Annotated in this window: 19 protein-coding genes; 11 read left to right on the top strand and 8 right to left on the bottom strand. The window is 62.2% G+C overall.

Annotated elements, in window-relative coordinates:
• Positions 1 to 31 precede the first annotated feature (31 nt).
• Entirely contained in the window at positions 32 to 208 is a 177-nt protein-coding gene (locus L0F51_RS14395; RefSeq protein WP_128291908.1) for a DUF1328 domain-containing protein, read from the top strand.
• Positions 209 to 371: 163 nt separating this feature from the next.
• Here L0F51_RS14395 and L0F51_RS14400 read toward each other — a convergent pair whose 3' ends face one another.
• A complete protein-coding gene (locus L0F51_RS14400) occupies positions 372 to 1,331 on the bottom strand; it encodes a hypothetical protein (protein WP_234629879.1) in 960 nt (319 codons plus the stop codon).
• Positions 1,332 to 1,452: 121 nt separating this feature from the next.
• Complete coding sequence (locus L0F51_RS14405; protein WP_234629880.1) at positions 1,453 to 2,313, bottom strand: SDR family oxidoreductase; 861 nt, start codon at positions 2,311 to 2,313, stop codon at positions 1,453 to 1,455.
• Between the two features lie 151 nt (positions 2,314 to 2,464).
• On the opposite strand from L0F51_RS14405, the gene L0F51_RS14410 reads away from it, so the two are divergent.
• Positions 2,465 to 3,088, top strand: coding sequence for a LysE family translocator (locus L0F51_RS14410; protein ID WP_234629881.1), 624 nt, complete (start codon positions 2,465 to 2,467; stop codon positions 3,086 to 3,088).
• Positions 3,089 to 3,102: 14 nt separating this feature from the next.
• Here L0F51_RS14410 and lepA read toward each other — a convergent pair whose 3' ends face one another.
• A complete protein-coding gene (gene lepA / locus L0F51_RS14415; RefSeq protein WP_234629882.1) occupies positions 3,103 to 4,923 on the bottom strand; it encodes a translation elongation factor 4 in 1,821 nt (606 codons plus the stop codon).
• A 149-nt stretch (positions 4,924 to 5,072) separates the two neighbouring features.
• Here lepA and L0F51_RS14420 point away from each other — a divergent pair, with 149 nt between their 5' ends.
• From L0F51_RS14420 to L0F51_RS14435, 4 genes are all read left to right on the top strand, one after another.
• The gene (locus L0F51_RS14420) at positions 5,073 to 6,359 is read left to right on the top strand and encodes a glycosyltransferase family 87 protein (RefSeq protein WP_234629883.1); all 1,287 of its coding nucleotides are present in this window, start codon (positions 5,073 to 5,075) and stop codon (positions 6,357 to 6,359) included.
• 176 nt (positions 6,360 to 6,535) lie between these two features.
• Positions 6,536 to 7,678 (top strand): glycosyltransferase family 87 protein, encoded by a 1,143-nt coding sequence (locus L0F51_RS14425; protein ID WP_234629884.1) that lies wholly within the window; start codon positions 6,536 to 6,538, stop codon positions 7,676 to 7,678.
• Positions 7,669 to 8,961, top strand: a complete 1,293-nt coding sequence (locus L0F51_RS14430) for a glycosyltransferase family 87 protein (RefSeq protein ID WP_234629885.1) — start codon at positions 7,669 to 7,671, stop codon at positions 8,959 to 8,961. Before L0F51_RS14425 ends, L0F51_RS14430 begins: the two co-directional genes overlap by 10 nt.
• Positions 8,962 to 8,968: 7 nt before the next feature.
• A complete protein-coding gene (locus L0F51_RS14435; RefSeq protein ID WP_234629886.1) occupies positions 8,969 to 10,204 on the top strand; it encodes a glycosyltransferase family 87 protein in 1,236 nt (411 codons plus the stop codon).
• Positions 10,205 to 10,335: 131 nt separating this feature from the next.
• Here the strand turns inward: L0F51_RS14435 and L0F51_RS14440 are convergent, their stop codons facing one another.
• Together L0F51_RS14440 and L0F51_RS14445 are read right to left on the bottom strand one after the other, a co-directional pair.
• Positions 10,336 to 11,022, bottom strand: a complete 687-nt coding sequence (locus L0F51_RS14440) for an OmpW family protein (protein ID WP_234629887.1) — start codon at positions 11,020 to 11,022, stop codon at positions 10,336 to 10,338.
• A 156-nt stretch (positions 11,023 to 11,178) separates the two neighbouring features.
• The gene (locus L0F51_RS14445) at positions 11,179 to 11,331 is read right to left on the bottom strand and encodes a YqaE/Pmp3 family membrane protein (RefSeq protein ID WP_234630363.1); all 153 of its coding nucleotides are present in this window, start codon (positions 11,329 to 11,331) and stop codon (positions 11,179 to 11,181) included.
• 146 nt (positions 11,332 to 11,477) lie between these two features.
• Between L0F51_RS14445 and L0F51_RS14450 the strand changes: the two genes are divergently transcribed.
• A complete protein-coding gene (locus L0F51_RS14450; protein ID WP_234629888.1) occupies positions 11,478 to 12,881 on the top strand; it encodes a deoxyribodipyrimidine photo-lyase in 1,404 nt (467 codons plus the stop codon).
• 94 nt (positions 12,882 to 12,975) lie between these two features.
• Positions 12,976 to 13,476, top strand: a complete 501-nt coding sequence (locus L0F51_RS14455; RefSeq protein WP_234629889.1) for an MmcB family DNA repair protein — start codon at positions 12,976 to 12,978, stop codon at positions 13,474 to 13,476.
• A 65-nt stretch (positions 13,477 to 13,541) separates the two neighbouring features.
• On the opposite strand, the gene L0F51_RS14460 is transcribed toward L0F51_RS14455, so the two are convergent.
• Together L0F51_RS14460 and L0F51_RS14465 are read right to left on the bottom strand one after the other, a co-directional pair.
• Positions 13,542 to 14,099, bottom strand: coding sequence for an ActR/PrrA/RegA family redox response regulator transcription factor (locus tag L0F51_RS14460; protein ID WP_234629890.1), 558 nt, complete (start codon positions 14,097 to 14,099; stop codon positions 13,542 to 13,544).
• A gap of 87 nt (positions 14,100 to 14,186) precedes the next feature.
• Positions 14,187 to 15,506: an ActS/PrrB/RegB family redox-sensitive histidine kinase gene (locus tag L0F51_RS14465; protein ID WP_234630364.1), complete on the bottom strand. Its 1,320-nt coding sequence runs from the start codon at positions 15,504 to 15,506 to the stop codon at positions 14,187 to 14,189.
• A 370-nt stretch (positions 15,507 to 15,876) separates the two neighbouring features.
• On the opposite strand from L0F51_RS14465, the gene dapB reads away from it, so the two are divergent.
• Genes dapB through L0F51_RS14480 form a run of 3 tightly spaced genes read left to right on the top strand, consistent with a single transcriptional unit; the run spans position 15,877 to position 17,934 of the window.
• On the top strand, positions 15,877 to 16,677 hold the full coding sequence (gene dapB / locus L0F51_RS14470) for a 4-hydroxy-tetrahydrodipicolinate reductase (RefSeq protein ID WP_234630365.1): 801 nt from the start codon (positions 15,877 to 15,879) through the stop codon (positions 16,675 to 16,677).
• A 28-nt stretch (positions 16,678 to 16,705) separates the two neighbouring features.
• Positions 16,706 to 17,338 carry a 2,3-bisphosphoglycerate-dependent phosphoglycerate mutase gene (locus tag L0F51_RS14475; protein WP_234629891.1) on the top strand — a complete coding sequence of 211 codons (633 nt, stop codon included), beginning with the start codon at positions 16,706 to 16,708 and terminating at the stop codon, positions 17,336 to 17,338.
• Positions 17,335 to 17,934, top strand: a complete 600-nt coding sequence (locus L0F51_RS14480; RefSeq protein ID WP_234629892.1) for a hemerythrin domain-containing protein — start codon at positions 17,335 to 17,337, stop codon at positions 17,932 to 17,934. The genes L0F51_RS14475 and L0F51_RS14480 overlap by 4 nt, the downstream gene beginning before the upstream one ends.
• Positions 17,935 to 18,413: 479 nt before the next feature.
• Here the strand turns inward: L0F51_RS14480 and L0F51_RS14485 are convergent, their stop codons facing one another.
• Positions 18,414 to 19,283, bottom strand: a complete 870-nt coding sequence (locus tag L0F51_RS14485; RefSeq protein WP_234629893.1) for an aldo/keto reductase family oxidoreductase — start codon at positions 19,281 to 19,283, stop codon at positions 18,414 to 18,416.
• Between the last annotated feature and the right edge of the window lie 91 nt (positions 19,284 to 19,374).

Raw genomic sequence — 19,374 nt, forward strand, 5'->3', positions numbered from 1 at the left:
CGACACCTGAACCTACCGGAGAATTTCCACCATGCTGAAATGGGCCCTTATCTTTGCCGTGATCGCGGTCATCGCCGGCGCACTCGGCTTCAGCGGCATCGCTGCGGGCGCCGCAACGATCGCACGCTTCCTGTTCTTCATCTTCCTGGTCGTCGCCGTCATCTTCTTCGTCCTGATGCTTCTGGGCGTTGGCGCCGTGGCAGTTTAAGGACGGGTTTCTGCGGGGGCCGTGCCTGGCGCGGCCTGCCGAGCGATCCGATATGACGAAGGGCCCTGCCGCGGCAGGGCCCTTTTTGTTGCCGGTCGTTGCCGGCTTCAACCGCCTTCAGCGCCGACGACAGCTCTGCCGTTCGGACGCAACACCTAGCCCGTCAGTCGCGCGTAGAGTTGTCCGAGGAGCGGGCTACTTCATACCATTTGAGGAGACGCTTCATCGCATCTACCGCTTCTCTGACGGCAAGCTCATCGAAACCAGACGACTGCCGCATTTCCGGAACCCTAAAGGATATCTGAAGGCCGTCTTTACTGCTTCCGTAGTCCTCCCCGATCGCGTCGTGCGGCCTCATTTGGAGCAAGCGGGCTTTCTCTTTCTCCTCAACAGGCGAAAAGACAAGATCGACCCGTCCGGACGGATCTCGCACCGATGTCCACAGGCGATGTCTCAGCCAAACCCCAGCCGGCATCATGCGGTGGCGGATCGGCTCGACCCAAGAATCGCCATCGTAGTAGGCGCCTCGCAACCACGGAAAGGTGAGACCCGTGCTCTTGTTGGCGCACAATGTCTCGATGAACTTCAAATATTGGGATCGAAGGAGGCGCATTGCGGGATCAGGGACCTGAACGCCCGACGCGTTTTTCTTCGCGATCGCCCGTTGGATAATCTTTTGGCGATATGCGCGCCGCACTGGATCGGCTGACTCAATGAGTTCAGCAACAGCTTCCAGCGCGATCGCGCAATCAAAAAGATCCCGTTCACCTCCGTAAGCCGCCGGGGCAACCAGGATGCAATAGACTGCGTCCCAATCGCCGCGCAGCCGTTGAGCATACCGACGATAGCGTTCAGCCTGACGGACTCCCGGCTGAGCCGTTATCTTGTCTTCGATGAGGAGCGCGATCCGTTTGTTGTGTGCGCTTCCCTTCACCAGCAAATCGCCGAAGCCCTCACCACCGAGGCTCGGTTCCGGAACGGCCTCTAAAACACGGTAATCTGGCACAGAGAGACCGCATTCAGACAAAAACCGGTCTGCGAACGTCAAATCGCAACAGAACTCTTCCGCCAGGAGATGGTCGATTTCGACCTCCTGTGCAGCTTTGCGCAATATCTCCGTCATCTTCTTCCGGCTGGCTTCCAATTCCGCACTTTTGATGGAAAGCCTCAGGATTCTCTGCCCATCGTCAAGGTCTGCTACGACGCAGCTTCCGGCGGAAATGTGCGGCCTATATCCATGGCGTTTAGCCGCCGATGATGTCGCCGCCGTTCGGGTGCAGCACCTGCCCGGTCATGTAGGAGGAATCGGCGCAGGCGAGGAAGAGCACAGCCGGCGCCACCTCGTTCGGCTGCCCGGCACGGCCCATCGGCTGGTTGGCCCCGAAATTCGCCACCTTGTCGGGCGGAAAGCTGGCCGGGATGAGAGGCGTCCAGATCGGGCCGGGGGCCACGCCGTTGACCCGAATCCCCTTGTCGGCAAGGTTCTTCGACAAGGAGCGGGTGAGCGCCAGGATCGCCCCCTTGGTCGAGGCATAATCCATCAGAACCGGCTGTCCGCGATAGGCGGTGATCGATGTCAGATTGACGATCGCATCGCCATTCTTGAGATGCGGCAGCGCCGCCTGCGTGATGAAGAAGATGCCGAAAATGTTCGTGCGGAAGGTGCGCGTCAGCTGGGCTTCGGAGATCTCTTCAAGCTCTTCGGCCATATGCTGTTCGCCGGCATCATTGACGAGAACGTTGAGGCCGCCGAATTCCGACACCGTCTTCGCGACGACCTCCTCGCAGAAGCTCTTGTCGCCGATATCGCCGCGGAAGGCGATCGCCTCACTCCCCTCCTCCTCGATCATCCGGCGCGTTTTTTCGGCGTCTTCGTCCTCATCCTTGTAAACGAAGGCCACATTCGCGCCCTCGCGCGCAAAGAGGATCGAGGTCGCCCGCCCAATGCCCGAATCGCCGCCGGTGATGAGCGCGACCTTGTCCTTGAGCCGTCCGGAGCCCGAATAACGGGGCATGTAATCCGGCTCGGGATACATCTTGTGCTCGTCGCCCGGCTGATGGGCCTGTGCCTGCGGCGGACGCTCGGTGTCATGTCTGTCGTTCATGGCCTTCTCCCTCATTCTCGAGGGGAAGCAAAGCCGGCGGGCGCGGTTCCGCAGGTGAGGTGGGAACAGCTGAGACGGCTAGTTTCCGGCTCGCCGGGCATGCGAACTTCGGCTAGCCTTAGGGGCTCTGTCACAAAGGCCCTCGGACCCAATGCTCCTTGATCCGCTGACCCTCATGCTTTTCGCGGGTGTCCTCCTCGTCAATGCCGGCACGCCGGGGCCGAGCGTGACCGCCCTCGTGTCGCGTGTTCTGACCCGTGGATGGCGCGATGCCCTGCCTTTTGCAGCCGCGATGTGGATCGGAGAGGCTCTGTGGCTCGCCGCGGCCGTCTTCGGCCTCGCAACGCTCGCGAGCAGCTTTTTCTGGGCCTTCGCCGTCGTGAAATTCGCGGGCGCGGCCTATCTCGTCTATCTCGCTTTCAAAATGTGGAATGCGCCGACGCGTCCGGAAGCGGATGACACCGCGATGTCGCCGCGCGGCTCGGCTCTCAAGATGTTCCTTGCGGGTTTTGCGGTGACGATGGGCAATCCGAAGATCATGGTCTTCTATCTCGCCCTCTTGCCCAACCTTCTCGATCTCGAAAGCCTGAGCCTCGTCGGCTGGGGTGAGCTGTCGCTCACCCTTCTCCTCGTGCTCGCTGCGATCGACCTCAGCTATATCGCGCTTGCCGGCCAGGCACGGCGTTTCCTGCAGAAGCCGGCAGCCGCGCGTGTCATCAACCGGATCAGCGCCCTCTTCCTCGGCGGTGCGGCCGCGGCGATCGCGACCAGATAGACCGTCGAGTGGGCCTATTCGTCGCCCATCTTCAGCGCGGCGATGAAGGCCTCCTGCGGGATCTCCACCTTGCCGAACTGGCGCATCTTCTTCTTGCCCTCTTTCTGCTTGTCCAAAAGCTTGCGCTTTCTGGTCGCGTCGCCGCCATAGCATTTGGCGGTCACGTCCTTCCTGAGGGCCGCAATCGTCTCGCGTGCAATGACCTTGCCGCCGACGGCCGCCTGGACCGGGATCTTGAAGAGGTGTCGGGGGATCAGATCCTTCAGCTTTTCGCAGAGGGCCCGGCCGCGCCGATCGGCCTGGCTGCGGTGCACCAGCATCGAGAGCGCATCCACCGGCTCGGCATTGACCAGGATCTGCATCTTCACGAGATCGCCCGGCTCGTAGCCTGTGATGTAATAATCGAAGCTCGCATAGCCCTTGGAGATCGATTTCAGCCGGTCGTAAAAATCGAAGACGACCTCGTTCAAGGGCAGATCGTATTCCAGCATGGCCCGCTGGCCGACATAGGTGAGCCCTTGCTGGATGCCGCGGCGGTCCTGGCAGAGTTTCAACACCCCGCCCAGATATTCGTCCGGCGTCAGAATGGTGGCGCGGATCCACGGCTCCTTGATTTCCTCGATCCTGACCGGATCAGGCATATCGGCCGGGTTGTGCAGCTCGATCTCTTCGCCGTCCGTCAGGCGGATCTGATAGACGACGGAGGGCGCCGTCGCGATCAGATCGAGATCGAATTCGCGCGCCAGACGCTCCTGGATGATTTCCAGATGCAGAAGCCCCAGAAAGCCACAGCGGAAGCCGAAACCGAGCGCGGCCGAGGTTTCCATCTCATAGGAAAACGACGCGTCGTTGAGGCGGAGCTTGCCCATCGCCGCGCGCAGATCCTCAAAGTCGTTGGCATCGACCGGGAAGAGACCGCAGAAGACGACGGGCACGGCCGGCCGGAAGCCCGGCAGCGCCTTTTCCGTCGGCCGCTTGTCCTCGGTGATCGTATCGCCGACGCGGGTGTCGGCCACGTCCTTGATGGAGGCCGTCAGAAAGCCGATCTCGCCCGGCGGCAGTTCTGCGGTCTCCACCATCTTCGGCGTGAACATACCGACCTGGTTGACCTCGTAGCGCGCGCCGGTGCCCATCATGCGCACCGTCTGGCCTTTCTTCAGCGTGCCGTCGATGACGCGCACGAGGACAACGACGCCGAGATAGGGATCGTACCAGGAATCGACGAGGAGCGCCTTCAACGGCGCGTCGAGCAGGCCTTTCGGCGCCGGCAGGCGATGCACGATCGCCTCCAGCACGTCCTCGATGCCGAGCCCGGTCTTCGCGGAGATCATCACCGCATCCGAGGCATCGAGGCCGATCACATCTTCGATCTGCTCCTTGACGCGCTCCGGCTCCGCCGCCGGCAGGTCGATCTTGTTCAAGACCGGAACGATCTCGTGATTGACCTCGATCGCCTGATAGACATTGGCAAGCGTCTGCGCCTCGACCCCTTGCGAGGCATCAACGACGAGGAGCGACCCTTCGCAGGCATAGAGCGAACGGTTCACCTCGTAGGCGAAATCGACATGGCCGGGCGTATCGATCAGGTTGAGGTGATATTCCTCGCCGTTCTTCGCCGTGTAGCGCAGATGCACCGTCTGCGCCTTGATGGTGATGCCGCGCTCGCGCTCGATATCCATGGAATCGAGGAGCTGCTCCTTCATCTCACGGTCCGGCAAGGTGCCGGTCATCTGGATCAGACGGTCGGCAAGCGTCGACTTGCCGTGGTCGATATGCGCGACGATCGCGAAATTGCGGATGTGGGAAAGATCAGCCATGGAGCGCGCATGTAGCATGGCCGCAGGCCGGCGCAAGCACGGATGATGCGGCATGACCCTCCTGCCGCAGAAATTGCGCGGCGCGGACGGCGTCTTTCGTCGCAGGAGGACCTCGCGGCGCCGGGTTTAACCGCGGATTCAAGCCTCGCTGCGTAGTCTTTCCGGCGATGCCGCAATTCACCATCCTCAACGACCGCCGCTTCTGGCTCTTCTTCGCCTTTGCGCTAACGCTCGCGGGTTTTCCTCGCGGCTATCTTGTCGATTGGCTGAACCAGGCAGGAAGTTATGCCAACGATCTGCATCCCGGCGGCGCCGATTTTCTGAACTTCTGGGTTGCGTCACTGAAAAGCCTGCATGGCGAAGCCCGCGATCTTTACGATCCGCATCTCTATGCGCAGGCTCTCATCGATCAGTTCGGCGACGATTTCGATCGACGCTGGCTTTATCCGCCGCACTTCCTGTTCTTCATCCTGCCTCTCGGGCTTTTGCCCTATTGGACCGCTTTCGCGCTCTTCATGGGGGGCAGTCTTTTCGTCCTCCTCATCGTCGCCGCGAAAATCTGGGGGGGACGCGGCATCGTCTTCTGGCTCCTCATCGCCCCCTTCACAGTCCTTGCCTTCATTTTCGGGCAGACGACGTTCCTCATCGGCGCACTCTTCATCGGAGCGCTTTTTTGGCGGGACGAGAGGCCGATCCTAGCTGGGGTCTTCCTCGGCATTTTGACCATCAAGCCGCAATTCGGCGTCTTCTTTCCTCTCCTTCTCCTTCTGGAGCGCCGCTTCCTCGTCATCGCGGTCGCATCCGCGACCGCCACAAGCCTGATCGCAGCCTCCGTCGCCGCTTTCGGGCTCGAAGCCTGGAGAGGATTTATCCTCCATCTTTCCGGCCCGCAGGGTGACATGCTGCGCGCTTCCGCCAGCAATTTCTTGTCGCTGCAGCTTACGCCCTACGGGGCCGCCCGCCTCTTTGGTGCCGATATGGAGACGGCCGGTCTCATTCAGGCCGGCACGGCCGTCTTCGCGGCTCTTGCCCTTGTCAGCGTCGTCCGCTCAAAGGCGGAACGCGACACCAAGGACATGATGTTCGTCGCGACCACCTACCTTGCGACACCCTATATCCTGGGCTACGACCTCGCCGCCCCGACGTTCGCGGCAATCTGGCTGTATCTCGGCCATAGCCGTGAGAAGGCGCCGGGCTTTGCCTTTTCCGTTCTCCTCGTGCTCGTCGCGGCCCTGTCCTTCGTCAACGGCCTCACCTTTGCTGCGGGCTTTAGCGCTGGACCGGTGCTGTTTCTCGCCCTTGCGGCTGCGCTCCTGCTGCGTGCGAAGCTGGAAAACGACGCCTGTCGCGCTCAGACTTGCATCCGAGTACCGACAGCTATGGACCAATCAGAGAAGCGGGGTGGGAAAGGCCCCTCTCTGCCTCCGACCAAGACAGAGGTCGCGGTGCGATGAAAGCTTCAGCGAGCCGGCACGGACACTCGGCGGAAGGTGTTACTCGAGCCTCCCACTTCACGATCCTCAATGATCGCCGCTTCTGGCTCGTCCTCGCCTTCACAATCGCCTTTCTTGGCTTTCCGCTGCACTTTCTCTCAAGCCTCTCGTCCACGGGCGGGGACACCGCGTCGGCTTTGCGCTTTACCGGAGCGGACTTTGTCAATTTCTGGAATGCCTCGCTCACCACTCTTCAAGGCGAGGCCGTCCACCTCTACGATCCTAGTGCCTACTCGGCTCTGCTCGCCGACCGCTACGGCACCGACTTCGGGTATCGCTGGCTTTATCCGCCCCACTTTCTGTTCGTGATCCTACCGCTCGGGCTGATGCCTTACTGGACGGCGTACCTGACCTTTATAGCGATATCGCTCCTCGCCTTCTTGCTCATCGGTGTGTCCCTGTGGGGCAGAGCCAAGGTCATCCCATGGCTCCTCATCGCGCCCGCAACCATTCTCGGGGTCATCATGGGGCAGACGGCTATCCTCGTCGGCACCCTTTTTATGGCCGCGGTGTTTTGGCGGGATGATCGGCCCGTCATTGCCGGCTTCTTCTTCGGTCTTCTGACGATCAAGCCGCATTTTGGGGTGCTTATCCCCCTAATTCTCCTCGTGGAGAGGCGCTTCCTCGTCATCGCAATCGCCTCACTGACTGCGGCATTCCTCATGGCCGCTTCCGTCTTGGCGTTCGGTGCCGATGCCTGGGCGAGCTTCTTCCGCAATTTTGGTGGGGCTCAAGGTGAAGTCCTTCGCAACACCGGAGCACTACTGACAGCCCAGCTCTCCCCGTTCGGGGCTGCTCGTTACGCCGGCGCCTCACTCCAAACCTCATTTCTCATTCAGATGATTGCGACTGGCTTCGCGGCCTTGGCAGCCATCGCGGTCGCGCTCTCTAAGGCGGAGCGCGACACCAAGAACATGACGCTGATCGTGACGACCTATCTCGCGACACCCTATGTCCTGAGCTACGATCTGGTGGCACCGAGCTTCGCGGCGATTTGGCTCTATTTCGGACATCACCGCGAGCAGGCACCGGGCCTCGTCCTTTCCATCCTGCTCGTGCTCGTGGCGACCCTGTCCTTCGTCAACGGCCTGACTGTCGCGATGGGCTTCAGCGCGGGGCCGTTGGTGTTCGCGGCGCTAACCACGGCGCTCTTTTTCCGCGCCCGCGAGGAAAGTGTCCGCGCCCCAGAACATCAGCGCAGTCACCGACCGGACGAGACGACGCCACGAGCCAGCGACCGAGCTTTCCTCGTCAGAGAGAGTGCGGCGTCATGGCGGTGAAACACTCGCAGGCACATGTGGAAATTCTCAGGCCGGAGCTGGCGAGCATGCAATTCACGATCCTGAACGACCGGCGCTTCTGGCTGCTCTTTGCTTTCGGGATCACGCTGCTCGGCTTTCCCTATGGCATCCTGACCGACTGGATCACCCGCAGCGGCGACGTCTATTCGACGAACCATCCGGGCGGCGGCGATTTCGTCGTCTTCTATGTCGCCTCAGAGCTGATCCTGCAGGGGCATATTCGCGACCTCTACGACCCAGCCAAATTCTCGCAGACGATCATCGATCGTTACGGCAGCGACTACGAAATGCGCTGGCTCTACCCGCCGCATTTCCTGTTCTTCATCGCACCGATCGCCAAGTTGCCTTATCTCGCGGCCTGGGCGGGCTTCATGGCAGCGAGCTTCGCCTTTCTGGCCGCAATCGGCCGCATCGTCTGGGGAAAGCGCGACATCGTCTTCTGGCTTCTCGTCGCCCCCTCGACATTTCTCGGCGTGCTTCTCGGCCAAATGAGTTTTCTTGTCGGCGGCCTTCTGATCGGCTCCATTTTTCTGTGGGATCGGAAGCCCATCCTCGCCGGCATTCTCCTCGGCCTTCTCACCATCAAGCCGCAATACGGGGTCCTGATCCCGCTTGTTCTCCTTCTGGAAGGGCGGTGGCGCGTCATCGGCGTCGCGTCGGCAACAGCCCTCGTCATGATCGGCGCGTCCCTTCTCGTCTTCGGCACAGCCCCCTGGCACGCCTTCCTGTTCGGCATGGACGGGGCCAATTCCGATATCCTGACGACGGCGAGCAAAAAATTCCTCGGGCTGCAAATGAGCGTCTTCGGCTCGGCGCGCCTCCTCGGGGTCGATCTTGCGACGGCAGTTTGGCTTCAAGGGCTGAGCGCGCTCTTTGCCGTCGTTGCGCTCGTCGCCACGACGCTGTCGGGCGCGCGACGTGACACGAAGATCGCCATGCTCGTCACCGCAACCTATCTCGTCTCGCCCTATGTGCTTTTCTACGATCTCGTCGCCCCGACCTTCGTGGCGCTGTGGCTTTATTTCGGCAAAGGGCGTGAGGAAACGCCCGGCATTTTATTCTCAGCCCTCCTCATTTTCATCGCCTGCCTCTCCTTCGTGAATGGCGCCACCGTAGCGATTGGCTTCGGCAGCGGCCCCATCGCCTTCTGCGCTTTGGCGGTGGCACTTCTCCTGCGCGCGCGGGGCGAGACCAGGCGCGATGGCGGGCCGCATCGGGAGCTTCTCACAAAAAGCCCGGGTGATGAGGCCAAAGCCACATGAGGCGGGGATGAAAGCCGCGACGCCGAGCGGCTCGGCATGTGCGGCCGAAGCGGGGTCCCGCTTTGCGCTCCTCAACGATCGCCGTTTCTGGCTGGCTTTTGCCTTCCTCGTCACCCTTCTCGGCTTTCCCCGAAGCATGCTGACGGAGTGGATGACGCGCACGGGCGAGGTCTATTCCACAACGCATCCTGGCGGCGGCGACTTCGTCGTCTTCTGGATCGCCTCGCGCATGCTTTTCGAGGGCCATCTCTCGGGTCTCTTCGATCCAGGCGAGTTTTCGCGTTACATCGTCGACCTTTACGGCTCCGATTTCGGCGTCCGCTGGCTCTATCCGCCGCATTTTCTCTTCTTTCTCGCGCCGCTCGGGCTCTTTCCCTACCTCGTCGCCTATGGCCTCTTCATGGGCGGCAGCCTCGCAGCGTTCCTTTTCATGGCGGCGCGTGTGTGGGGGGACAGGAGCATCGCCCTCTGGCTTTTGATTGCGCCCGTCACGGCGCTCGGAATCCTCATCGGCCAGACCTGCTTCATCGTCGGTGCGCTTTTTGTCGGCGCTATCTATCTCTGGGATGAAAGGCCAATCCTCGCCGGAATTCTCCTCGGCCTCCTGACCGTCAAACCGCAATTCGGCGTTCTCATCCCGCTCGTGCTTCTCTTGGAGCGCCGCTTCCTCGTCATCGCGGTGGCCAGCGTTACGGTGACTGTACTCATCGGTGCCTCGATCCTCGCCTTCGGGATCGAACCGTGGAGAGCCTTCCTCTTTGGGCTGCAGGATCCGACGGGCGCGATCCTACTGAGCGAGCGCGACGCCTTCCTGAGCGTGCAGATGACCGTCTACGGTGCTGCGCGGTATTTCGGCCTCGATTTCGCAGCGGCCGCCGGCCTGCAAGGGATGAGCGCGCTCTTTGCGGTCTGCTCCCTCATCTACGTGACATTGTCGAGCGCCCCGCGCGGCGCCAAGGCAGCCATGCTGGTGACGGCCACCTATCTGACGCTGCCCTACGTGCTTTACTATGACCTTGCAGCCCCGACGTTCGTGGCGCTCTGGCTTTATTTCGGGCACGGCCGAAGTTCTCGGCCCGGCATCTTCGTCTCCGTCCTCCTGGTGGGCGTGGCCTCGATCTCCTTCCTCAACGGCATCGCCACCACTTTTTGGCACGTCAACGTCGCGCCGGTCGCGTTTTCGGCACTCGCTGTTTTCCTCATCTCGAGCGTCCGGCGCGAAACGCTCGAAGTCTCAGGCTGATTGTGAGAGCGGTCCCAAAAGCGAGACGCATAGTCGCGAGAGCGCGCTGGCGCCTGCGTAAAAGAAAAGCGGCCCCGCAAGCGGGGCCGCTCAAATTGTTCAGCGCAATGGCGATCAGAACTTAGGCGCGATCAGAACTTGTAGGTGATACCGGCGCCGATCAGCCAGGGATCGAGATCGGCATCGCCGCTCACATAGGTGCCATCGGCAAGGCGGCCGTCCCACTCGGTCGACAGGAACAGCTTCTTCACATCAAGGTTCATGCCCCAATGCTCGTTGAACATGTAGTCGGCACCGACCTGCAGCGCGAGGCCGAAGCTGTTGTCGATGTCGAAGGCAGCGAGATCGTCGTTCTCGGTGCCGTAGAAGAAGGTGTAGTTCACGCCCGCGCCGACATAAGGCTTGAAGGCGCCGAAATTGGTGAAGTGATACTGCAGCGTCAGGGTCGGCGGCAGGATCCAGGTGTCGCCCGCGTCGAGACCGCTGATCGGTCCGTCGCCTTCGACCTCGGCATAGGTCGTGCCAAGAATGAGTTCGGCCGCGATATTCGGCGTGAAGAAGTAGGTGATGTCGAGTTCGGGCGTGACCGAATTCGAATAGGACAGATCAGACCCCGGGATCTGATCGACCGAGCCCGAATCATGCGGGACGACGGCCAATGCGCGCACACGAATCTGCCACGGGCTCCAGGCGACGGGCGCCGGTGCAGCCATGGGCTCGTAGGTTTGGCTCGGCAGATCCGCGGCCCCAGCCACGCCTGCGATGGAGAGGAACGCGGCCGCCAGTGCCGCCCGTCCCAGAGTCGTTGTCCCGCGCATTCTCGTCCCCTGCGTTCGAAAAACAGGGCCCTGATATGCGGGGCGGGCAGCCTCGTCCATTTGACACAGGTCAAAAAGCAGGCCTTCTCCCGCAACATGTTAGAATTGTTGCAATTCTAACACAGAAGCGGGCGGGGACTGCAACGGTGCGCGTCGTTAACGACGCAGAATGATCCAGACGGCGTGGATGATGCCCGGCACATAGCCGAAAATCGTCAGAAGAATGTTCAGCCAGAAATGCAGACCGAGCCCGACCTGAAGAAACACGCCGAGCGGCGGCAGGATGATCGCCAGAAGAATGCGGACGATATCGCCGCTCGTTGCTGTCGAGCGGTCGACCGGATGACCGTGGTGGCGGTCGGCTTCATAAGACATGGAATTCTCCTTGTTCGCTGCCGCCTCAACTCTTGACACGGTGAAGTGTTCCGCATCCGCGCCGCAAGATCGCGCGCGGATTGCAACGAAAGCGCGCTAAGCTCGTCATCACCCCGACGAACGACGAACAGCCGGTGAATTCCATGACCGACGACGATCCCCGCCTCATGCCTTTGAACGGCAAGACCCCTCAGGAGGGTCAGTTCGTGCTCTATTGGATGGACCGGGCGCAGCGCGTACGCCTCAACCACGCGCTCTCTTTCGCCGCCGGGCAGGCGAACCGGCACGAATGCCCGCTCCTTGTCGTCATGCGCCTCGGGGGTGAGGAGCCGTCGATCACCCGCAGGCAAGCGAAGTTCATGGCCGAAGGCCTTCAGGAACTCGCGGACGAGCTTTCCCACATGGGGGCCGGATTTCTCGTTCTGGCGGAGGCAGACGACACGGCCTTTTGCGGGCTTCTCGAGCGTGCGGTCATTGCCGTCACCGATGTCGGCCATCTCCGCCATCACCGTCAGCGCCGCGCCTGGCTCGGCGACAACGCCCCCTGTCAGGCGATCGCCGTCGAAACCGATCTCGTCGTGCCGGTCGGCGTGGCGTCCGACAAGGCCGAGTACGCCGCGCGCACCATCCGCCCGAAGATCAATCGGCAGCTTGAGCGTTTTCTCGTCGATCAGACAGATGAGCGGCCGCAAAAGAGCTTCTCCAGCATCGCGCTTCCGGCGGGCCTTGCCCCTCACGATTGGAAAAAGCTCGCCGCAGTCTGCGGTGAGCGCGGGCCCGAGCCGGTCGACTGGATCGCGGGAGGTCACAACGAGGCGAAGCGGCGTCTTGCAAGGTTTCTCGCCAACGATCTTCCCCGCTATGATGGCGAGCGCAGCGATCCCACGAAATGCCGTGTCTCGCATCTTTCGCCCTATCTGCGCTTTGGCCAGATCTCGCCCATCGAGATCGCGCTCAAGGCGCGGGCCGCGAAGGCGGAGGCCGCCGGATTTCTGGAAGAGCTCATCGTACGCCGGGAGCTCGCGGCCAATTGGTGCCATTACCGCGACGATTACGATCGCTACGAAGCCCTGCCCGACTGGGCGCGCGCCGCACTTGAACGCCATTCGGACGACAAGCGCGATCCCGGCTATACGGCCGCCGAGATCGAGGCGGGCGACACCTCAGACGAGGCCTTCAATGCCGCGATGCGGGAGATGAAAGCGACCGGCTATCTGCACAATCATCTCAGAATGTACTGGGCGAAACAGATCCTGCGCTGGGCCTCCAGCCCGCAATATGCGCTTGAAACCATCATCGCCTTGAACAACCGGTATTTTCTCGACGGCGGCGATCCAAACTCTTTCGCCAACAATCTCTGGGCGTTTGGGCTCCACGACCGGCCTTTCCAGGAAAACGCCGTCTACGGAACCGTGCGCCCGATGACGCAAAGCGGGCTTCGCCGCAAATTCGATGTCGATGCGTATGTGAAGAACGCGCCCTGAGGTCCGGCCTTCTCTCCGCCCGGTCGTGCGCCATGGTCGAGACCCATGTTCATCTTTTGTTTGCAGACGCGGTGGCGCTTGCTATCTTTGCCTCATGCCGCGCATCGCCATCCGCACCGTTCTCGTCGAGACCGACAGCCAGCCCGCCCTCATCGACGGCCGTCAGTCAGCGGCGGCGCTTGCCATCCGCCGCGGCACGTGCCGCCGGCTTCGGGCTGAAGGCTATGCGCTTTTGCCGGAAGTCTCGCTTTCGAGCGGACGCCGCGCCGACCTCGTGGCCCTTGGCGGCAAGGGCGAGATCGTCATCGTGGAGATCAAGTCGTCGCTCGCCGATTTCATGGCCGACCATAAATGGCGTGACTACTTTGGCTATTGCGACCGGTTTTATTTTGCGACGTCCGCGGACGTGCCGCTCGACGTCTTTCCGCAAGACGCTGGCCTCATCCTCGCCGATGCCTTCGGCGCCGAAATCCTACGCGACAGCGGCGAGACGCGCCTCGCGGGCGCCCGGCGCAAGGAAATGCTGGTGCGGATCGCACGTGCAGGCGCCAACCGCCTGCACGATCTGGAGGATCCGGATGGCACGCGCGAGTGATCGCGCGCGTTCATCCAGGTCAGATGCGTCCCGAGAGGCCAGAGTTTCGGCCAGGGACGGACGGCTCAGCGCGGGGCGCGCTTTGCCAGAATGCGCTGCAGAGTGCGGCGATGCATGTTGAGGCGCCGTGCCGTCTCCGAGACATTGCGATCGCAGAGCTCGTAGACGCGCTGGATATGCTCCCAGCGGACGCGGTCGGCCGACATCGGGTTTTCCGGCGGATCCGCCCGGTCTTCCGGGTTGCGGATGAGCGAGGCAAAGATGTCGTCGGCATCGGCTGGCTTCGACAGATAGTCGATCGCCCCCATCTTCACCGCCGTCACCGCAGTCGCGATATTGCCGTAGCCGGTCAGGATCACGGCGCGGGCGTCCGGTCGCTTCTCGCGCAAGAGCTCGATCACATCGAGGCCATTGCCATCTTCCAGACGCATGTCGACAACCGCGAAGGCTGGCGGCTTGCTCGCCACCTGCTGCTTGGCGTCGCGCACGCAGTCGGCGGTAACGATATCAAAGCCACGCTTTTCCATGGCACGCGCAAGACGCTGCAAGAAGGCGCGGTCGTCATCCACGATCAGCAGGGAGGAATCGGCAAGGCCGAGTTCCGAAACGGTTTCACTGTTCATCCCAGAAACGCCTGATTTAACTCGTTGCTCCACTATCTGTGCTAATGCCTCAGCACAGGGTTTGCAAACCCGATCGTCAAATTGATTTTACACCTCATAGTGTAAATCCGACCCGTCACCGCTCGCCAATGCCGGCGACTGGCGTCGCCAGCCGATCGTGACGATCGCGCCCGTCTCCGGGGTTGGTCGGTTTTTGAGCGACAGTCTGGCACCGCTCCGCTCCAGGAGCGTCTTGGCAATAAAGAAGCCGAGACCCAGTCCGCCCCCGGAATTCTCACGTTCCGTGGGGCTCGTCTTGAAGCGGGTCGAGACATAGGGCTCTCCGAGACGCTCGATCATCTCCGGCGCGAAGCCGGGACCGTCATCGGAAATGGCGATGAGGACGAAGCGATCGTCCCAGCTCGCGGAGACGAGAACCTCGCTCTTGGCAAAATCGAGAGCGTTTTCCAGAATGTTGCCAAGGCCATAGAGAATACCAGGGTTGCGATGAAAGATGGGCTCCGGACCCTTCCCATCGCTCTCCACCATCAGCTTGATGCCAAAATCGCGATGCGGTGCCGTCGCCTCTTCGAGAAGGCGCGGCAGAGCGAGACGGCCAAGATGCTCCTCCGGCTCGGAGGAGAGCGAGGTGAGCTTGGAGAGGATCTCGCGACAGCGCGCGGTCTGAGAGGCGAGGAGCTTCAGATCTTCCGAAGAGGGATCTTCGGCATCGACCTCACTCAGCATCTCCTTGACCACGAGCGTGATCGTCCCAAGCGGTGTGCCGAGTTCGTGGGCGGCCGCGGCCGCAAGTCCATCGAGCGCCGACAGATGCTGCTCGCGCTGCATCACAAGTTCGGTGGCGGCGAGCGCATCGGCAAGCTGGCGCGCCTCCTCGGCGACGCGGAAGGCGAAGAAGCCCATAAAGACGAGCGAGCAGACGACCGCCGCCCACATGCCGCCGACGTAGAGCAGCGGCAGGTTCAGGGGCGGGCCGGACCAGGGAAGCGGCTCGTGGAAAAACACGAGATAGCTTGCACTGATGAAAGCCAGACCGCCCAAGAACAAGGTCTTGTCCGGCGGCATCGTCGTCGCCGAGACGAGCGCCGGGAAAATGATCAAAAAGGCGAAGGGGTTTTCCATCCCTCCCGTCAAGTACAAGAGCCCGGCCAGCTGTACGATGTCATAGGTGAGAAGCACCGTCGCCCAGTTCGGATGCAGGCGCCGTGTTGCCGGAAACGTCAGTCTGAGACCGATATTGACCCAGGCCGACAACGCGATCAGCGCGAAGCAGGCTCCGAAGGGGACCGGGAATCCGAGGACGAAGCCGATCAGCACCACGGCGGCCGTTTGCCCGGCGATGGCCAGCCATCGCAGGCGCGTCAGGGTGCTCAACCTGAGGCGTCGGCTCGAAAAAGCCCGCTCCATTCCAACTTCGCGGGTCAGTTTGCTCGATGGGTCGCTGAAAGGCATGCGTCCTCTTAGCGAAACTGCACACGATTGGAATATGCAGCAGGCTAAATTTCGCCAATTTCGCGCTCTCCAGCAGCGTTGCCGCACCACAAAGCGTTACTGCCGCGCAAAGACTTCGTTGGCGCGAAAATATCTATCTCGGTTTTCTGCTTATTTGAGCGGTGCGAGCGATTTTCTCACGGACCGTTTTCTGACGCAGGCCGTTCTCTCACGCGGTCCGTCGCGACCAGGACGGCTTTGAGTTTTGGCAAAGCCGGCGAGGATGGCCTTGCGCCGCAGGCATGCTATAGGCGGCGCGACAGAACGGGAGAGGCCAGTGACACAGCTGAGAACCGTCGTGGCGGGTGCCAGCGGGCGCATGGGACGCGCTCTCGTCGCCGCCGTCACAGCACATGACGACTTGCGCCTCGTGGGCGCGCTGGAGCGGGAAGGCTCCGAGGCGATCGGCCAGGACGCGGGACTCGTGGCCGGCATCAAGGAGACGGGCATCGCCATTTCCGACGATCCGCTTTCCGTCCTCGCACAGTCTGACGTGCTGATCGATTTCACGGGGCGCTCCGCCAGCCTCGCCTTGAGCGAGCTCGCAGCCCAGGCGCGCATCGTCCATGTCATCGGCTCGACGGGCTTTCAGCCGGAGGACGAGCAGATCTTCCGCGCCGCCTCCCGCCATTGCCGCATCGTCAAATCCGGAAATATGAGCCTCGGCGTCAATCTCGTGGCCGGGCTCGTGCGCCGGGCCGCGGCGGCTCTCGGGCCGGACTTCGATATCGAGATCGTCGAAATGCATCATCGCCACAAGGTCGATGCGCCGTCCGGCACCGCGCTTCTTCTCGGCGAGGCGGCTGCCGAGGGACGCGACGTCGATCTCGACACCGTCGCCGTGCGTGGGCGCGACGGCGAGACCGGGGAGCGGCCTGAAGGTGCCATCGGCTTTGCAAGTCTCAGGGGCGGCTCGGTCGTCGGCGATCATATGGTGGTGCTCGCCGGCGAGGGCGAGCGCATCGAGATCGGCCACCGCGCCGAGACCCGCCTCATCTTCACCCGCGGGGCGCTGCGTGCCGCCTTGTGGGCCTTCGACAAGAAGCCCGGCCTCTACGACATGGCCGACGTTCTCGGGCTGCACTGAAACCATTTGCCTAATTGAGGGAGACAATATGGATCGCCTTCTCGTTCTCGTCCGCCACGGACAGTCGGAATGGAATCTCAAGAACCTCTTCACCGGCTGGAAAGACCCCGGCCTCACGGAGAAGGGAATCGAAGAAGCCCGCAAGGGCGGCCGGCTTCTCAAGGAAGCGGGCCTCAGCTTCGACCTCACCTATACGAGCGCGCTGACGCGGGCCCAGAAGACGCTCGATCTCATCCTGGAAGAGCTCGGCGTGCCGCTTACCGGCGAAGGTTCTCTGCCGCGCCAGCAGGATCTCGCTCTCAACGAGCGCGATTACGGCGATCTCTCCGGCCTGAACAAGGACGATGCGCGCCAGAAATGGGGCGAGGAGCAGGTGCATATCTGGCGCCGCTCCTACGACACGGCGCCTCCGGGAGGTGAAAGCCTGAAGGACACCGGCGCCCGCGTCTGGCCCTATTACATGACCCACATCCTGCCCGACGTGATGAACGGCAAGCGAGTTCTGGTGTCAGCCCACGGCAATTCGCTGCGGGCTCTCATCATGGTGCTCGACCGGCTGTCGCCGGACGCCGTCACCAAACTCGAGCTCGCCACCGGCGTGCCGCTCGTCTACCGGCTCAACGCCGATACCACCGTCGCCGAAAAGGTCATCTTGCAGTGACCGATGCCCCGTCGATCGATCCTGCGCTCAGGCTCGGTTCGCGGGCCCATCTGCCGGACGATCTCCTCGCCCTCCTGCGGAAATATCCGCGGGAGGTGTGGCCGGAGCACGAGAATCTGGGCGAGCTCGCAAAATTCTGGCTCGCCCGCCACGACATGTTCCGCGAGCTCTGTGCCATCCTCGCCAAATCGGCGGAGGATCTCCGGGAGGGGCGTATCGACCCGGCCGAATTCCGCGGCTTCTTCGCCCCGCGCATGCGTTTCTTTCTGCACCAGCTGAACGGGCATCACCAAATCGAGGACCACGCCTATTTCCCCGCCTTCATGGCGGCGGAGGCGAGCCTCACCCGTGGCTTCGAAATCCTGGAAAACGACCACGAGATCATTCATCGCAATCTCGTCCGGATGGGCGAAGCGGGACAGGCGCTCGTTGAAAGCCTGAGCCGGGACCGGGACACGCAGATGCGCAGCGCCGAAACCATGAGTGGCGAACTGACCGGTTTTTTAACCGGCCTTCACCGCCATCTCGCCGACGAGGAGGACATCATCGTCCCGCTCATCCTCGATCGCACGGAAGAAAAGCTCGGCGTGAAGTAGACCCGCCTCGCATCTTCGGGCGATCGTCATGGCTATGGAGACGCTGCAAACCTTCCCGCGCTATGGATCCGGTCACTCAGTCGCGGATGCGCCTGGTGAGTGACCGGATTAAAAAGAGGCGCTGCGGGGCTGGTTGCGAGCCGCACATGCGGGGCCGGCGCCACGCATGTAGTGCTTTTCAGGCCGGTAGGCGGCGGAAAAGAAAGCGCGGGTGCTGTCACCCAGGCGGCGAACCCATTTTCTGAACAGCAGCATGGTCTTAACTCTCCCGTCCGACCGGACCTCAAGCGCGGGCGGAGCCTCTCGGATATGGCTCAAGCGATAGCGCCGAATATCTAAACAGAAGATGACCTGGGGCTTGCGCCCGATGAATTCTTACCAATTCGATTAAACTGTTGTGCCGCGGCAACAGGTAGCAGAGCCGTCGGGCCCGCTCGTGTGCCGGACCCTGACGGCTCTCTTTTTCACAAGGCGCGCAGTCAGCCCGCTTTGCCGATTGTCTCAAGCTCCTCAAGCGCATCCGGCGGCAGATCGAGCTCGGCGGCCGCCAGGTTCTGCTCGAGATGATCGGGCGAGGACGTGCCGGGGATGAGCAGGATATTGGGCGAGCGCTGCAGGAGCCAGGCGAGCGCCACCTGCATCGGCGTTGCGCCGAGGCGTTCGGCAACCGCACTCAAGGACGAGGATTGCAGCGGCGTGAACCCGCCGAGCGGGAAGAACGGCACATAGGGAATGCCGTCCTTCGCCAGTTCGTCGATCAGTTCGTCATCGGAACGGTGAGCGAGATTGTAGAGGTTCTGCACGCAGACGATTTCCGCGATTTTGCGTCCCTCCGCGACCTGCGTCGGCGTGGCGTTGCTCAGTCCGATGTGATGGACGAGCCCCTCCTCCTGCATCTTTGCGAGGACCGTGAGCGCCGGTTCCACCGATCCTTCGGCCGGTCCCTCGGCGAACATCAGCCGGAGATTGACGACCTCGAGCCGTTCCAGCCCGAGATGTTCAAGGTTGTCGTGGACGGCCTGGCGCAGCTCCTCGGGCGAGAAGGCCGGCAGCCAATTGCCCTTGTCGTCGCGGCGTGCGCCGATCTTCGTGACGATGACGAGATCGTCCGGATAGGGGTGAAGCGCCTCGCGGAGGATTTCGTTGGTGACGTGCGGTCCGTAAAAATCGCTGGTGTCGATGTGGTCGACCCCCGCCTCCACCGCCCGGCGCAGCACCGCAATCGCGGCATCGCGGTCCTTAGGCGGGCCGAAAACGCCGGGGCCAGCGAGCTGCATGGCGCCGTAACCGAGACGTTTGACCGTGTGGCTGCCGAGCTTGAATGTGCCGGCCTTGTCGATGTTGGGCATGAAACGAAATCCTCTCCGCAAGCGCTTGGCGCGAGACATAGCGCCGTGGGCGACAAAGTGCAGTGCGGAAAGTGCAGATCTCAGCCGTTCG

This window comes from Afifella sp. H1R (assembly GCF_021462425.1).
Taxonomy (GTDB): domain Bacteria; phylum Pseudomonadota; class Alphaproteobacteria; order Rhizobiales; family Afifellaceae; genus Afifella; species Afifella aestuarii.

What these genes read in the sequence shown, in the direction of transcription:
- L0F51_RS14405 (WP_234629880.1), bottom strand. Translation starts at nt 2,313, where the DNA reads ATGAACGACAGACATGACACCGAGCGTCCGCCGCAGGCACAGGCCCAT.
- L0F51_RS14485 (WP_234629893.1), bottom strand. Translation starts at nt 19,283, where the DNA reads ATGCCCAACATCGACAAGGCCGGCACATTCAAGCTCGGCAGCCACACG.
- L0F51_RS14465 (WP_234630364.1), bottom strand. Translation starts at nt 15,506, where the DNA reads ATGGAGCGGGCTTTTTCGAGCCGACGCCTCAGGTTGAGCACCCTGACG.
- lepA (WP_234629882.1), bottom strand. Translation starts at nt 4,923, where the DNA reads ATGCTACATGCGCGCTCCATGGCTGATCTTTCCCACATCCGCAATTTC.
- L0F51_RS14420 (WP_234629883.1), top strand. Translation starts at nt 5,073, where the DNA reads ATGCCGCAATTCACCATCCTCAACGACCGCCGCTTCTGGCTCTTCTTC.
- L0F51_RS14400 (WP_234629879.1), bottom strand. Translation starts at nt 1,331, where the DNA reads ATGACGGAGATATTGCGCAAAGCTGCACAGGAGGTCGAAATCGACCAT.
- L0F51_RS14475 (WP_234629891.1), top strand. Translation starts at nt 16,706, where the DNA reads ATGGATCGCCTTCTCGTTCTCGTCCGCCACGGACAGTCGGAATGGAAT.
- L0F51_RS14455 (WP_234629889.1), top strand. Translation starts at nt 12,976, where the DNA reads ATGCCGCGCATCGCCATCCGCACCGTTCTCGTCGAGACCGACAGCCAG.
- L0F51_RS14430 (WP_234629885.1), top strand. Translation starts at nt 7,669, where the DNA reads ATGGCGGTGAAACACTCGCAGGCACATGTGGAAATTCTCAGGCCGGAG.
- L0F51_RS14395 (WP_128291908.1), top strand. Translation starts at nt 32, where the DNA reads ATGCTGAAATGGGCCCTTATCTTTGCCGTGATCGCGGTCATCGCCGGC.
- L0F51_RS14410 (WP_234629881.1), top strand. Translation starts at nt 2,465, where the DNA reads ATGCTCCTTGATCCGCTGACCCTCATGCTTTTCGCGGGTGTCCTCCTC.
- L0F51_RS14460 (WP_234629890.1), bottom strand. Translation starts at nt 14,099, where the DNA reads ATGAACAGTGAAACCGTTTCGGAACTCGGCCTTGCCGATTCCTCCCTG.
- L0F51_RS14435 (WP_234629886.1), top strand. Translation starts at nt 8,969, where the DNA reads ATGAAAGCCGCGACGCCGAGCGGCTCGGCATGTGCGGCCGAAGCGGGG.
- L0F51_RS14440 (WP_234629887.1), bottom strand. Translation starts at nt 11,022, where the DNA reads ATGCGCGGGACAACGACTCTGGGACGGGCGGCACTGGCGGCCGCGTTC.